The 14373-nt window shown below is 59.3% G+C and carries 15 protein-coding genes; 7 read left to right on the top strand and 8 right to left on the bottom strand.

Going from position 1 to position 14373, the window contains the following annotated elements:
• The first annotated feature begins 240 nt into the window (after positions 1 to 240).
• Positions 241 to 984 (top strand): TerC family protein, encoded by a 744-nt coding sequence (locus tag AC8GFZ_RS14190; protein ID WP_506645567.1) that lies wholly within the window; start codon positions 241 to 243, stop codon positions 982 to 984.
• A 28-nt stretch (positions 985 to 1012) separates the two neighbouring features.
• Here AC8GFZ_RS14190 and AC8GFZ_RS14185 read toward each other — a convergent pair whose 3' ends face one another.
• Positions 1013 to 1903 carry a DMT family transporter gene (locus AC8GFZ_RS14185; RefSeq protein ID WP_506645566.1) on the bottom strand — a complete coding sequence of 297 codons (891 nt, stop codon included), beginning with the start codon at positions 1901 to 1903 and terminating at the stop codon, positions 1013 to 1015.
• Between the two features lie 5 nt (positions 1904 to 1908).
• Complete coding sequence (pmbA, locus tag AC8GFZ_RS14180; protein WP_506645565.1) at positions 1909 to 3315, bottom strand: metalloprotease PmbA; 1407 nt, start codon at positions 3313 to 3315, stop codon at positions 1909 to 1911.
• 65 nt (positions 3316 to 3380) lie between these two features.
• Here pmbA and yjgA point away from each other — a divergent pair, with 65 nt between their 5' ends.
• Entirely contained in the window at positions 3381 to 4013 is a 633-nt protein-coding gene (gene yjgA / locus AC8GFZ_RS14175) for a ribosome biogenesis factor YjgA (RefSeq protein ID WP_506645564.1), read from the top strand.
• A complete protein-coding gene (mog, locus tag AC8GFZ_RS14170) occupies positions 4006 to 4623 on the top strand; it encodes a molybdopterin adenylyltransferase (protein ID WP_506645563.1) in 618 nt (205 codons plus the stop codon). Before yjgA ends, mog begins: the two co-directional genes overlap by 8 nt.
• A gap of 68 nt (positions 4624 to 4691) precedes the next feature.
• Here mog and AC8GFZ_RS14165 read toward each other — a convergent pair whose 3' ends face one another.
• Genes AC8GFZ_RS14165 through AC8GFZ_RS14155 form a run of 3 tightly spaced genes read right to left on the bottom strand, consistent with a single transcriptional unit; the run spans position 4692 to position 6565 of the window.
• Positions 4692 to 5030, bottom strand: coding sequence for a hypothetical protein (locus AC8GFZ_RS14165; protein ID WP_506645562.1), 339 nt, complete (start codon positions 5028 to 5030; stop codon positions 4692 to 4694).
• Complete coding sequence (cysE, locus tag AC8GFZ_RS14160) at positions 5027 to 5800, bottom strand: serine O-acetyltransferase (RefSeq protein ID WP_506645561.1); 774 nt, start codon at positions 5798 to 5800, stop codon at positions 5027 to 5029. The genes AC8GFZ_RS14165 and cysE overlap by 4 nt, the downstream gene beginning before the upstream one ends.
• Before the next feature lie 12 nt (positions 5801 to 5812).
• Positions 5813 to 6565: an RNA methyltransferase gene (locus tag AC8GFZ_RS14155; protein ID WP_506645560.1), complete on the bottom strand. Its 753-nt coding sequence runs from the start codon at positions 6563 to 6565 to the stop codon at positions 5813 to 5815.
• Positions 6566 to 6723: 158 nt separating this feature from the next.
• Between AC8GFZ_RS14155 and AC8GFZ_RS14150 the strand changes: the two genes are divergently transcribed.
• The 3 genes from AC8GFZ_RS14150 to AC8GFZ_RS14140 are packed head-to-tail and all read left to right on the top strand — an operon-like array spanning position 6724 to position 11096.
• Positions 6724 to 7620, top strand: coding sequence for an inositol monophosphatase family protein (locus tag AC8GFZ_RS14150; RefSeq protein ID WP_506645559.1), 897 nt, complete (start codon positions 6724 to 6726; stop codon positions 7618 to 7620).
• A gap of 19 nt (positions 7621 to 7639) precedes the next feature.
• The gene (gene mutS / locus AC8GFZ_RS14145; protein WP_506645558.1) at positions 7640 to 10234 is read left to right on the top strand and encodes a DNA mismatch repair protein MutS; all 2595 of its coding nucleotides are present in this window, start codon (positions 7640 to 7642) and stop codon (positions 10232 to 10234) included.
• A gap of 10 nt (positions 10235 to 10244) precedes the next feature.
• Complete coding sequence (locus AC8GFZ_RS14140; protein ID WP_506645557.1) at positions 10245 to 11096, top strand: alpha/beta fold hydrolase; 852 nt, start codon at positions 10245 to 10247, stop codon at positions 11094 to 11096.
• On the opposite strand, the gene AC8GFZ_RS14135 is transcribed toward AC8GFZ_RS14140, so the two are convergent.
• Complete coding sequence (locus tag AC8GFZ_RS14135; RefSeq protein ID WP_506645556.1) at positions 11059 to 11910, bottom strand: undecaprenyl-diphosphate phosphatase; 852 nt, start codon at positions 11908 to 11910, stop codon at positions 11059 to 11061. The two genes, AC8GFZ_RS14140 and AC8GFZ_RS14135, sit on opposite strands and share 38 nt — an antisense overlap.
• A gap of 194 nt (positions 11911 to 12104) precedes the next feature.
• Here AC8GFZ_RS14135 and AC8GFZ_RS14130 point away from each other — a divergent pair, with 194 nt between their 5' ends.
• Complete coding sequence (locus tag AC8GFZ_RS14130; protein WP_506645555.1) at positions 12105 to 13625, top strand: S8 family serine peptidase; 1521 nt, start codon at positions 12105 to 12107, stop codon at positions 13623 to 13625.
• An 84-nt stretch (positions 13626 to 13709) separates the two neighbouring features.
• On the opposite strand, the gene AC8GFZ_RS14125 is transcribed toward AC8GFZ_RS14130, so the two are convergent.
• Positions 13710 to 14114, bottom strand: coding sequence for a type II toxin-antitoxin system VapC family toxin (locus AC8GFZ_RS14125; RefSeq protein ID WP_506645554.1), 405 nt, complete (start codon positions 14112 to 14114; stop codon positions 13710 to 13712).
• Positions 14111 to 14362 carry an antitoxin gene (locus AC8GFZ_RS14120; RefSeq protein ID WP_506645553.1) on the bottom strand — a complete coding sequence of 84 codons (252 nt, stop codon included), beginning with the start codon at positions 14360 to 14362 and terminating at the stop codon, positions 14111 to 14113. Before AC8GFZ_RS14120 ends, AC8GFZ_RS14125 begins: the two co-directional genes overlap by 4 nt.
• Positions 14363 to 14373: the final 11 nt, after the last annotated feature.

Raw genomic sequence — 14373 nt, 5'->3', positions numbered from 1 at the left:
CCGAACGGGATGACAAGATCAAAGAAAAGGTCGGGGCTTTAATCGTCAAAGACACATTCCCTGTCAATTGATAAAGATCTCTCGCCGTCTATAAGCATAAATGAGTTGCATGCGAACCTGACCGCTGGTGTATAGCGTCTTGCAATACACCCATGAACCGTCGGTTACTGGCCCATCAGCGGTTTGAAAAGGCTACCATTCAGGCGCAATTTAGTTCACACCAACGAATAGCCCCACACCATGGATTTATTGACCTCACCCCAAGCCTGGATGGCCTTTGCCACCCTCACCGCCCTTGAGTTGGTGCTGGGCATTGACAACATCATTTTCATTTCCATCTTGGTCGACAAGTTGCCGCCCGAAAAGCGCGAGCTGGCGCGGCGCATTGGTTTGTTCATGGCCATGTTCATGCGGGTCGGCCTGCTGTTGGTTCTGTCGTGGATCGTGGGTCTGGTGGCGCCGTTGATGACCGTGGCGGGGCATGAAATTTCAGGGCGTGACTTGATTTTGATCTTGGGTGGCTTGTTCCTGATTTGGAAAAGCACCACGGAAATACACCACAGCCTGGAGGGCTTTGAGGGTGATCAGTCCGCGCGCGCTGGCCACACCTTTATGTCGGTGATTGTGCAAATCATGCTCATCGACTTGGTGTTTTCGCTGGACTCCATCATCACCGCCGTGGGCATGGTCGACCGCATCGAAATCATGATCGCTGCCGTGGTGGTCTCGGTGGTCTTGATGATGGTGTTTGCCAAAAGCATTGGAGACTTTGTATCGAACCATCCGTCCATCAAAATGCTGGCGCTGAGCTTTTTGGTGTTGGTGGGAATGGTTTTGATCGCCGAAGGCTTTGAACACCACATCCCCAAGGGCTATGTGTACTTTGCGATGGCTTTTTCGGTGTGCGTCGAAATGCTCAACATCCGCTTGAGAAAGCGCGCCAAACAAGTGGTGTCATTGCACAAACAAGACCCCATGGCTTGAGCAGCCAGGGCTTTTCAATTCTGCGCCATCAGCCCCGCAAAATCAAAGCCGACCCCAACACCGCCATCGCAGCGCCAAGCCATGCGCCCGCAGCCGGTCGGCGCCGATAGACGCCCCACAGCAGTGGCAACAGCAAAACGGGCGAGAGGGACGAGAACAAACCCACCATGTTCGCCGGCCCGGTTTTGAGCGCTTGCAAAATCAAGGTCATGCCCACGCCCATGGCAATGGTGGCGCTGGCCCAAATGTGGAAAGCGGTTTTGAGTGTCAAGCGTTGTTGCACTTGGGCCACCTGCGCGCCCGCCCACCACAAGGCCGCATGGGCCAAAAAGCTGGCGCTGGTGCGCACCGCTGACGCGGCAACAGCGTCCATGCCATCGCTCATCATGGGTTTGATCATCAAGGTGGCCACCGATTGGCACAGCGCCGCCAACAAACCCAGGGCCACGCCCACGGCCAAACGGCCTCGGGTGTTTTCCCAGGCATGGGTCTCGCTGCCCCGGCGCCCCCAGGCAATCGCCACCATCACCCCCGACACCAACAAGCTCGCGCCGACCAGCGTCCAACCCCACAAGGTTTCACCCAAAAACAACCATGCCAAAAGCACCGAGAACAAGGCGTGGGATGCAAACAAAACCCCGCTGCGGCGCGGTCCCAATCGGTTCATGCAAGCAAACAAAGCCGTGTCGCCAATGAAGATGCCAATCAAACCCGATAGCGCCAACCACGCCACGCTGGCCCCATCCAGGCTGCGCCACTGACCGGTGTAAAAGGCCACCGCCCACAGCAACACCAAGGCAAAAAACAAACGCCAACGGGTGAAGGCAAAGGCCCCGAGTTGGCTGGCAGCAGTGGCTGAAAACAAGCTGCCAAAAGCCCAGCACAAAGCGGCCAGGGCCGCGAGCAGTTCCGCTGGCAAGGGATTCAGCTGCCAGCCACCATCATGCGGTTGATGAGCACCGAGCCCACGGTCTTGGCGCCCATGTTGTAGGTGTCGGCACCCACCGCATCCATGCCCAGGAACATGTCTTTGAGATTGCCGGCAATGGTGATTTCTTGCACGGGGAAGGCAATTTCACCCTTCTCCACCCAAAAACCACTGGCACCCCGGGAGTAGTCACCGGTCACGCCATTCACCCCTTGACCCATCAGCTCAATCACGAACAAGCCCGTGCCCAGCTTTTTCAGCATGGCGGGCAAGTCGTCGCTGGAACGGGTCAGGCTGGAGGTCAAACTCAAGTTGTGCGATCCACCCGCATTGCCGGTGGTGGGCATGCCCAATTTGCGCGCCGAATAAGTGCTTAAAAAATAGCCTTGCACGCGGCCATCGTCAATCACCTTGCGCGCGCGGGTCTTGACGCCTTCTTCGTCAAAAGGCGAGCTGCCTTTGCCGCGCAACACCATCGGATCTTCGTGCATCTGAATGTGCTTAGGAAAAACAGCTTGTCCCATGCTGTCGAGCAAAAAACTGCTTTTGCGGTACAGCGAGCCGCCGCTGATGGCGTGCACCAACGAGCCCATCAAGCCAGCGGCCAAGGTGGACTCGAACAACACCGGGCATTCGATGGTGGCCAGCTTGCGCGAGCGCAAACGGCTGAGCGCCCGCTCGGCGGCGTAGCGGCCCACGGCTTCGGGCGCGGCCATGTCGCTGGCGCGGCGCATCGACGTGTACCAGGCATCGCGCTGCATATCGTCTTCTTGGTCGGGCGAGGCCGCAATCGGGGCCACCGACAGGCTGTGGCGTGAGCTGGCATAGCCACCGCGAAAGCCATGGGTATGGGCACTGAAAAAATGGCTGTGTTGGGCCGACACCGAAGCGCCTTCGCTGTTGACGATGCGCGCATCGGTGTCCAAAGCAGCGGCCTCGCACCGCAAGGCCAAATCGGCCGCACCCTCGCTGGTGATGTCCCAGGGGTGAAACAAATCCAAGTCAGCGTGCTGGTGGGCAATGTCTTTCGCGTCGGGCAAGCCCGCCATCGGGTCTTCGGCGGTGAAGCGGGCAATGTCATGCGCGGCTTGCACCGTGCGCTCAATGGCCGCCATTGAAAAGTCAGATGTGCTGGCGTTGCCCCGGCGATTGCCCACATACACGGTCACACCCAAAGATTTGTCGCGGTTGCGCTCGACCGTTTCCAACTCACCCTTGCGCACCGACACGCTCAAGCCACAGGCTTCCGAGGCTTCGGCACCGGCGTCGGTGGCGCCGAGTTTTTTGGCATGCGCCAAGGCATGGTCGACCAAGGCCTCAAATTGGTCTCGGCGGTGGCTGAAACCAGCGTATTCGGGGGAGGTGTTGGCAGCGGGGCCGCGGTGTTTGGGGGTATGGTGCATAGCGGCGGCTATGATACTTGCCCCGGGTGATGCAGCTTGCACCCCCGGATACAAACCCACACCACATGGCACGCAAACCCAAAAAAGGCTACTTCGTCAAAGGTCAATTCGTGGCCGAAGGCAGCGAGGAAGACCTCGCCCTGAAACGCGAAGCCAAAGGCAACGAGGGCACCAGCAAAACCGACCTCAAACGCGAAAGCGTCGAGCTGCAAAAGCTGGGGGAAGACCTGCTGGGCTTGCGCAGTGCCTTGATGCTGCGCTTGACCAGCCAAGGCCATGTGGACGAAAAACTGTCCGATGCCTTGGTCCATGCGCGGCAAATCACCAACTTTGAAGGCCGCCGGCGCCAAATGCAGTTCATTGGCAAACTGATGCGCAAGCTGCCCGAAGAGGCCTTGCAAGCGGTGCGCGATGCTTTGTTTGAGCAGCACAGCGGCAGTGCCAGCGAAACCCTGTCGCTGCATTTGACCGAGCAATGGCGCCTGCGCTTGATCGACAACGATGCGGCCCTGGAGGAGTGGGTCACGCAACACCCCGACACCGACATTCAGCAATTGAGAACCCTGGTGCGGCAAGCCCGCAAAGACCACTTGAGCGACGCCAAAAGCGTCTCGCAAGGCCTGGCACCGCGCCAAGGTCGGGCCTTTCGCGAACTGTTTCACCTCATCAAATCCCAGCTCACCGCCAGCCATGCCTGAAACCTCAAGCCCGTCGCCCGCCTTGGACCGTGTTCGGATTGGCATCCTCTCCATCAGCGACCGCGCCTCCAGCGGCGTCTACGAAGACAAAGGCCTGCCCGCCCTGCGCGATTGGCTGGGCCGTGCCGTTCAAAACCCCATCGATTGGGAGCCGCGCCTGATCGCCGATGAACAAGCGCTGATCAGCCAAACGCTGATTGAACTCGTCGACTTGGGTTGCGATCTGGTGCTGACCACCGGTGGCACAGGCCCGGCCAAACGGGACGTGACGCCCGAGGCCACCCTGGCCGTGGCGGACAAAGAAATGCCGGGGTTTGGAGAACAAATGCGCCAAATCAGCTTGCGCTTTGTGCCCACGGCCATTTTGTCGCGCCAAGTGGCTGTGATTCGCGGCCAAAGCCTGATCATCAACCTGCCCGGTCAGCCCAAATCGATTGCCGAAACCTTGGAAGGGCTCAAGGACGAGCAAGGCCAAGCCTTGGTGCATGGCATTTTTGCCGCCGTGCCCTACTGCGTGGACTTGATCGGTGGGCCGTATATCGAAACCGATGATGCGGTTTGCCAAGCCTTCAGGCCCAAATCGGCCCAGCGCCCAAAAACGGCTTCATAAATTTGCTCAGCGAAGAAAGCCTCTCGGCATGCGCAACTTGGTATGCAACAAGCCTGGTGTCGAGCGGCTTAAAACTCGAAATAAACCTCACCGAAGTGCAGCACCCAGGGCTCGCCGCCGTGCTCCTCGTGGGTGTTCCATGACAACAATTTCGTGTCTTGCACCAAGTGGTAGAGCAAAGCGTCTGAAAACGTTGAGAAATTGTCCAAATTAAGGGCGTTGCGGTCTTCGGCGTTCAAGTACCACTGGCCTTCTTCGGTGCTGGGTGGGGTGATGGTCAGTGGGGTTTTGAACAGCGGCATCATCAAGCCAAATTGCTCAATGGTGTACTCCAATTCACCGCTCCAGCACCCCCGCATCTCCCACAGGAGCGTCATGCTCACCGGGCGGATTTTGAGGGTTTTCATTCGATCAAGCGGTTGAGCTTTTCAGTCTCGCTGAGGGCGGCTGACGACGATGCTGGTGGCAGATGGTCGGGTTTGTGCCCCGCGCTCAATTGCTCGATGGCCTGGCTCAATTGCAAAATTTGTTGCTCTTGCCGGGCGCAGGTGTCGATCAAGCCCCGCAAGGCCACGCTGATGGGGTCGTCTGAGGCGGTGACGCCGTAAGCCGAAAAACCCATGCGCTGGGCCGCTGCCTCGCGCTGATTGTCAGCCTTGGCATCGGCCAAGATGATGCGCGCCGGGTTGCCCACCGCTGTGGCGCCTGCAGGCACCGGCTTGGTCACCACCGCATTGGACCCAATGCGCGCACCATCGCCCACGGTGAAACCGCCCAACACCTTGGCCCCCGCACCCACCACCACGTCGCAACCCAAGGTGGGGTGGCGCTTGGTGCCTTTGTACAAAGACGTGCCACCCAAGGTCACCCCTTGGTAAATGGTGCAACCATCGCCAATGACAGCGGTCTCGCCCACCACCACGCCCATGGCATGGTCAAAAAACACCCTTTGGCCAATGCGCGCTGCCGGGTGAATTTCAATCCCGGTGAGCCAGCGGGAGATGTGCGACACAAAGCGCCCCAGCCAGCGCAAACGCCAGCCCCAACAGCCATGGGCGAAGCGGTGCAAGATCAAGGCGTGCAGGCCGGGGTAGCAGGTCAACACCTCCCAGCGGCTGCGAGCGGCGGGGTCGCGATCCAGAATGCACTGGATGTCGGATTGGATTCGAGCAAACATGAGGCCGCGAGTTTATCGCTTGGCTTCGTTCTTCGTCTGCGCCGCTTGTGACATGCTTTTGGCAATACCGCGCAAGATGTGTATCTCTTCAGCCGTGGGAGCCGCCCGGTTGAAGAGTTGTTGCAAGCGGGGCATGAGTTTTTTCGGGGCCTGTGGGTCCAAAAATCCCACCGCCACCAAGGCCTCTTCCCAATGTTTGAGCATCCCGGCCACGCTGGCGGCGTCTGCTGGCTCGGCATTGCTGGGACCCGTGCTGACCGCCATGGGCCCAAACCCACCCAAGGCCATGCGCCACTCATAGGCCAGCAACTGAACGGCCGCGCCCAAATTGAGGGAGCCAAAGTCGGCGGTGGTGGGGATTTGCAAGCACACATGGGCCTTATAAACATCCTCATTGCGCATGCCAAAGCGCTCGGAGCCAAACAAAAAAGCCACGCCTGTGGGCGCGGGTGTTTGTGCAGCCACAGCAGCCAGGTGCTCACGCGGGTGCCGCGTGGGGGGGCCAAAGTCACGCGGCGTCATGGCCGTGGCGCAGACATGGCTGATGCCGTCCAAAGCCTCATCCAGCGTGGCCACGATGCGGGTGCGCGCTAGCACATCCAAGGCGCCACTGGCGCGCTGAATGGTTTCCTCGCGGCGCAGCACATTGGCCCAGCGCGGGGCGACCAGCACCATGTCGTCAAAGCCCATCACCCGCAGCGCACGGGCACAGGCACCGACATTGCCGGCGTGGCTGGTTTCAATCAAAACAAAACGGGTTTTCATGGCTTTCACACAGTGCCCCACCCATCTCGGCTGCGCCCCCGCCAAGCGGCGGGGCCCGGGGGCTAAAATGCGATTGTCGCCGCCTGCATCGTCAGGCGTTTTTCATGCTCTTCACGTGATTGGCCCGGTCTCACCGAGGTCGACACGACACACAATCCATGTCCTCCTCCCTGCACCCCATGCTCAACGTGGCCATCAAGGCCGCCCGCGCCGCTGGCGCCATCATCAACCGCGCTGCGCTGGACGTGGAGGCCGTGCGGGTGACCCAAAAAACCGCCAACGACTTTGTCACCGAGGTGGACCAGGCCAGCGAGCAGGCCATCATCGACACCCTCCTCATTGCCTACCCTGACCATGGCATCTTGGCCGAAGAGTCAGGCCAAACGAGGGGCAACCAGCGCAGCGACTTTCAGTGGATCATCGACCCGCTGGACGGCACCACCAACTTCATCCACGGATTTCCGGTGTACTGCGTGAGCATTGCGCTGGCGGTCAAAGGCCGCGTTGAGCAAGCCGTGGTCTACGACCCCACGCGCAACGATTTGTTCACCTCTACCCGGGGGCGGGGTGCTTTCATGAACGAGCGCCGCATCCGGGTGAGCAAACGGTTTCGCCTCAACGAATGCCTGGTTTCCACCGGTTTTCCGTTTCGCCCCGGCGACGACTTCACCCAGTACCTGCAAATGATGAACGAGGTGATGCAACGCACCGCCGGCATCCGACGCCCCGGTGCAGCAGCCCTGGACATGGCCTATGTGGCTGCGGGTTACTGCGACGGTTTTTTTGAAAAGGGCTTGCAGCCCTGGGACATGGCCGCTGGCTCGCTGCTGATCACCGAGGCCGGTGGCTTGGTGGGCAACCTCTCCGGCGAGTCCGACTTTTTGCACCAAAAAGAATGCTTAGCTGGCAACCCCAAGGTGTATGCCCAACTGGTACACCTCCTGGGCAAATACTCCAAATTTGCCGGTGTGGAAGACAAAATAGCCGCCGCCGAGGCCACGACCAGCACCCTGCAAGGGCCACACGCCGCGGTCGACAAACCGAGCCCCACCTGACACCCCACCGGTCACCGCCATGGAGACGGCCACCCACACCCCCATGATGCAGCAGTACTTGGCCATCAAGGCCGAGTACCCGCACACGCTGGTGTTCTACCGCATGGGCGATTTTTACGAGTTGTTTTTTGCCGACGCCGAAAAGGCCGTGCGCTTGCTCGACATCACCCTGACCCAGCGTGGTCAATCGGGCGGACAACCGGTGGTGATGGCCGGTGTGCCCTACCACTCGGCAGAAACCTATTTGGCGCGCTTGCTCAAGCTGGGCGAATCGGTCGCCATTTGCGAGCAAGTGGGCGAAGTGGGCGGCAAAGGCCCGGTCGAGCGCCAAGTGGTGCGCGTGGTCACCCCCGGCACCTTGACCGACAGCGCTTTGCTGGCCGACAAACAAGAAGCTGTTTTGTTGGCTGTGCACCAAGGCCCACGCGCGGGACAAGCCCAGGGTTGCGGCCTGGCCTGGTTGAGCGTGACCCAAGGGGTGCTGCACTTGGCCGAATGCGCCAGCACCGAGGTGGTGGCGTGGATTGAGCGCATCGCGCCCACCGAAGTGATCCACAGCAACGAGCTCACCCCGGCCTTTGAAGCCGCGCTAAAAACCATTGCCACGGTGCGCACCCCGCGCCAAGCGGCGCAATTTGACGCCCCCAACGGCCAGCGCAAATTACTGTCCCAGTTGGGCGTGGCCAGCTTGGCCACTTGGCAAGCGCAGGACATGGTGCAAGCCCATGCCGCCGCTGCCGCCCTGCTGGCCTATGCCGAACACACCCAAGGCCGCGCCCTGAGCCATGTGCGCGAGATGGAAGTGGCCCGCGACCACAGCTTGATCGAGCTGCCCGTCACCACCCGGCGCAACCTGGAACTGGTGCAAACCTTGCGCGGAGAAGATTCGCCCACCCTGTTTTCTTTGCTCGATACCTGCCAAACCAGCATGGGCAGCCGCCAACTCAAACGCTGGCTGCTCGAGCCGCCGCGTGAGCGCAGCGTGGCCCAACAACGCCTGGACGCTGTGGCTGCCCTGCAAGGCCCCAACGGGGTGGGGACCTGGAAGGCTTTGCGCGATGCTTTCAAAGGCGTCACCGACGTGGGCCGCGTGGGTGCGCGCATTGCCCTGCGCCAGGTGCGCCCGCGCGAGCTGGTCGCTTTGGGCCACAGCTTGCAGCAAGCCCAGCAGTGGCCCAGTCTGTTGCCCGCCACCGACATGTTGCAGCGCATTGGGGCCGAACTGCAAATGGACCCGGCCTGCGCCGCTTTGATCGCGGCCAGCTTGCTGCCCGACCCCGCGGCTTTGGTGCGCGACGGCGGTGTGATCGCCCATGGCCACGACGCCGAGTTGGACGAGCTGCGTGCCATCCAAACCAATTGCGATGGCTTCTTGCTCGATTTGGAAACCCGCGAACGCGCCCGCAGCGGCATTGCCAATTTGCGTGTGCAGTTCAACAAGGTGCATGGCTTTTTCATCGAAGTCACCCAGGGCCAATTGGACAAAGTGCCCAGCGACTACCGGCGCCGCCAAACCCTGAAAAACGCCGAGCGCTTCATCACCCCCGAGCTGAAAGCCTTTGAAGACAAAGCCCTGAGCGCCCAAGAGCGCGCCTTGGCGCGGGAAAAATGGCTGTACGAGCAACTGCTCGACGCCTTGCAGCCCTTTGTGCCGGCCTTGATGCGCTTGGCCCAAGCCAGCGCGCAGCTGGATGTGTTGTGCACCTTTGCCGAGCGCGCCTTGAGCCTGGATTGGCGCGCCCCACAGTTTGTCAAAACACCGTGCATCGAGATTGAAGGCGGTCGCCATCCCGTGGTGCAAGCGCGTTTGGCCCAGGCCAGCAGTGGCGGGTTCATTCCCAACGACACCCACCTGGGCCCGAACCAGCGCATGCAAGTCATCACCGGCCCCAACATGGGCGGCAAATCCACCTACATGCGCCAAGTGGCGATCATCGTGTTGCTGGCCAGCATGGGCTGCCCGGTGCCTGCCACTTCATGTCGGCTGGGGCCCATTGATGCCATCCACACCCGCATCGGTGCCGCAGACGATCTGGCCAATGCGCAGTCCACCTTCATGCTCGAGATGACCGAAGCCGCGCAAATCCTCCACGCCGCCACCCCCCACAGCCTGGTGCTGATGGACGAAATCGGGCGCGGCACCTCCACTTACGACGGCTTGTCACTGGCCGCGGCCATCGCCAGCCACTTGCACGACAAAGCACAGTGCTTCACCTTGTTCGCCACCCATTACTTTGAGCTCACCAGCTTCCCCACCGAGCACCGGGGGGCCACCAATGTGCACGTGAGCGCAGCGGCAGGCACCGGCAAGGGGGCGGGCATTGTGTTTTTGCACCACATCGAGCCTGGGCCGGCCAACCGCAGTTACGGCATCCAAGTGGCCCGTTTGGCCGGCATGCCCGCTGCTGTGCTCAACCAGGCCCAACACACCTTGAGCGCCTTGGAAGCCCATGGCGAGCAAGGACAGTTGCAAGTGGATTTGTTTGCCCAAGCCCAAACCCCTGAAGCCCCTGCGCCCAGCCCAGTGGAGGCGCACTTGGCACACATCGACCCAGATGCCATGAGCCCGCGCGAAGCGCTCGACGCTTTGTACGCTTTGAAACGCTTGCTGTGAATCAAGCCGCATGACACCGCACCTGGTTTTCAGCCACGGCAACAGCTTTCCTGCCAGCACCTACCGCCTGCTTCACGACGAATGGCGCGCCAGGGGCTGGCAGGTGCATGCCATCGAAAAGTTTGGCCACGACCCAGCCTACCCGGTCAGCGACAACTGGCCCCACCTGGTGCAACAACTGCAAGACTTCACCCAGTCCATCGCGGCGCAGCATGACACCCAGGTGTACTTGGTCGGTCACTCTTTGGGCGGGTTTTTAAGCGCCTTGGCCGGTGTCCGCATTCCCCATTTGGTGCGCGGTGTGTTGTTGCTCGACTCACCCTTGATTGGGGGATGGCGGGCCCAATTGCTTCGCTGGGCCAAGCGCAGTGGTCGCATCCATGCCTACTCGCCCGGTGCCATCAGCCAGCGCCGCCGGGTGCTGTGGGACAGCGAAGACGATGCCATGACCCATTTTTTGGACAAAGGAAAATTTGCCCGCTGGCACCCCGAGGTGCTGCGCGACTACGTGGCGCACGGCACCCATGCCATTGGCGAAGGTGGCCAGCGCGCACTCAGCTTCGACCGGGACATTGAAACGGCCATTTACAACCACCTGCCCCATGTCATGCCCCACCTGCTGGGGTCAGGCCCCTTGCCTTTCCCTGTGGGATTCATCGGCGGAGAGCAATCCAAAGAGGTGCGCAAAGTGGGCTTGGGGCTGACCCGCCGCATCACCCAAGGCCGCATTCAGATGGTCAAGGGGAGCCACTTGTTTCCCATGGAGTCCCCCCTGGAAACAGCGGCCATGGTGGACGAATGGCTGAAAGCAGACCTCGGACCGATCAGGCCTTCCACTCCACCCAGCCGCCCCAAGCGCTGAGCAGCACCAGGCAGCCAAAGCCAATGCGGTACCACGCAAAAGGCACAAAGCTGTGGCTGGCGATGTAGCGCAACAACCAGCGCACACAGGCCCAGGCACTTAAAAAAGAAAACAGCAGTCCGACACCAAACATGGGGGCATCGGCCCAGCTGAGCAAGGCCCGCTCTTTGTACAAGCTATAGGCGCCCGCCCCCACCAAGGTGGGTATGGCCAAATAAAACGAAAAGTCTGTCGCCGCTTTGCGCGACAAGCCCAGCAACATGCCACCAATGATGGTCGCCCCACTGCGGCTGGTGCCCGGCACCATGGCCAGGCATTGAACCAGCCCCACCTTCAACGCGTCCAAGGGTGACATGGACTCCACATTCAAGATGCGGGCACCGTCATCGGGGTGTGCACCCGGCTCACGGGCACGGCCCCAGCCCTCGGCCCACAAAATGACGAAACCGCCCAGGATAAAGGTAGTGGCCACCACTGTTGGCGTGAACAAATGCGCTTTGATGGCCTTGCCCAACAAGAGCCCCAGCACCACGGCCGGCACAAAGGCGATCAGCACATTCAAAGCAAAACGCCGCGCCAAACGCTGGCTGGGCAAAGCCACGATGGTGCTTTGGATTTTTTGCCAATAAACAATGATCACCGCCAGGATGGCCCCGGTTTGGATGGCGATGTCAAACACCTTGGCTTTTTCATCGTCAAAACCGAGCAAGGCACCCGCCAAGATGAGGTGACCCGTGGACGAAATGGGCAGAAATTCGGTCAAACCTTCCACCACGCCCATCACGGCGGCTTTGAGCAAGAGGGTCAGGTCCACGGTGTTCCTAGTTCGAAAAAAGGGGAATTATCGGCTCCTGGGCCTACATGGGCCACTGAGCCAGCACCAGGGAACCATTCGTTAAAAACCATCAAAAGAATATTTTGTGTTGCATATTGGAGAATTTAAAATCTTAAATTAATTAAAAGGAATTAATTTAATTAAAATACGCATTATTTTGCATGGGTTCTTGAATGAAACTGAACCGAAATTTGGTCTTTGCCCTGTTTCCAGTTGTTTGGGTTGGCTTGACTGCTTGCGGAGAGGGCGAAACTGAGGACAGTTCAGCCACCGACACTTCTAACAACATTGGCATCTATAACCAAACGCTGCCGCAAGCCCTGAGCGCACTGCCTGGCTCGCCAGTGGCTTCAGGCAGCACGGATGTGCGGAGTGACTACGGGATTGGCACCATTGACATCGACCTTTACACATCCAGTGCCGACAGTGCCAGCAGCACTCGCACCTCGGGGTCTGCCAACAACATTCAATTGCAACCCCTGTCCCATCTGGATGCACTCAGTGTCGGAACCGGAACTTTAGCTGTATCAGATGCCTTTTGGAAAAATGGCTGGAACGGCCAAGGCGTTGGTGTGACCGTCATTGACGACTTCAAAACCCAGTTGACCACCCAGTCGCCAAGCCTGGTGACTGGCCCCGTGACCATAACCCGCGTTAAAACCGACACAACCGGCACGGCCACTGCCAGCTACGAGCAATTTTTTCGGCACACGCCTAGGCCATACCCATACAGGAATACCCTGGGGGTGACGCTCATGACCCACGGCGACATCGTGGCGGGCATTGCGGCAGGGGATGAAAAAACCACCGCCTCTTTTTCAGACCCCACCAATGGCTACCAAATCAGTGCCTTCAATTACAGCAACACCAGCCCACCCAAGTGCACAAAAGTACCCCTGGTGACCACGCTCACCTGCGACAACCAGCTGTTCACCGATGCGTCTGGGGTGAGCACTGGTGTTTCTTACCGGCTGGCACCCGGCATTGCCAGGGGAGCGTCCCTGACCACACACACCGTCACGTTGGGTGCCGGCACCGACAGCAAACAACAATGGGCCGACATTTCAGGCGCCATGACCAACGCCAAAACATCCAAGGTCATCAACCTGAGTTTGGGCGCGTTGATCACGAACAATGATTTGAGCGTGGATGAAATGCTGGCGGTGCTTGACGCTTCGCCCTATACAAGTGAACCCGACGCAGTGTTCACTGTGGCAGCTGGCAACGACTCTGGCCCATGCAACAAAAGCGAAAGCAAGCAAATTTTCAATGGTTGCAACACTGTGGCCGTGGCCTTGTCATACCAAGCCCCGACCAAAAACTCAACCTTGGTGGTGGGGGCTTTGGACAGAGATGGCAAAGCCATTGCCAAATACAGCAACCGTGCGGGATTGTTGGCTCAACGCTATTTGTTGGCCCCTGGCAATTCCGGTTACACAGACGCCAGCAACACGGGCATTGCAGGCACCTCGTTTGCTGCACCCCGCGTGGCTGGTGCTGCGGCCATTTTGCGCGGCATGTACCCCCTGCTTTCAGCCACAAGCATCGCCAATGCGCTTTTGCTCAGCGCCAACAAAGACATCGACAACGATGGCACACCCGATTTCAGCGGTGTGAGTCTGGTCTACGGCCACGGCAAGCTCGATTTGCAGCGGGCCATCAGCTACCTAAAAGGCGATTTGAAATTGCCCTGATATTTAGAAAACAACGTTTAGCCAAATCGCCGTTGTGGGACCTTTACTGGCACCTGCCTCTTCATCTATAAAAAAGCCTAAGGTTCACCAAATTTCCAATTTCAAAATTGACTTCGGTACATTCATAAACGCCTTGTCTCGGCTCACCAATGTGGCTTTCAAAGCGACGGCATGAGCGGCAATCATCATGTCAAAGTCGCTTAAGTTGATGCCTTGTGTTTCCAAGCTGCTGCACAGTTCGCCATAGCAAGTCGCGACGGCCGCATCCCATGGCAAGACGTCCATGTGCAACATCACTTGTGAAAGTGCGTTTCTCAACTTGGTCGGTGAACCTCTGCGCTGAATGCCATATTCAATTTCAGCCAAGGTCACGCTGGAAATAGCCGTCTGTCCAATGGGCAATTTGCTCAACTTGGCCAATAACTTGGCGTCACGCCCTTGCATGATGTGGCTGATGACATTGGTGTCTAACAAATAACGCTGTGTCATTTTTCGACAGATTCAAAGGGATCGCGCCTTGCACTGGTTTGGCGGCGCTCGATCAACAGGTCTTCGCTGGCGTTTACAGCCACGGCTTCGAGCAAACCTTGCCAGCTGCTGGGTTTGCGCGAGAGCACCACGTCCCCCGTGGCAGGGTCATGACGGATGAACACTTCGGGCACATCGAATCTGAATTCCAAGGGTAAGCGCACCGCTTGGCTGCGACCCGTGGTGAAAATTTTGGCAATGGCTGTCATGCAAAACCTCG

This window comes from Limnohabitans rimovensis (SeqCode) (assembly GCF_965234775.1).
Classification (GTDB): domain Bacteria; phylum Pseudomonadota; class Gammaproteobacteria; order Burkholderiales; family Burkholderiaceae_C; genus Limnohabitans; species Limnohabitans rimovensis.
The sequence above is the reverse complement of the archived record's forward strand: the minus strand, read 5'-3'. Positions and strand labels throughout refer to the sequence as shown.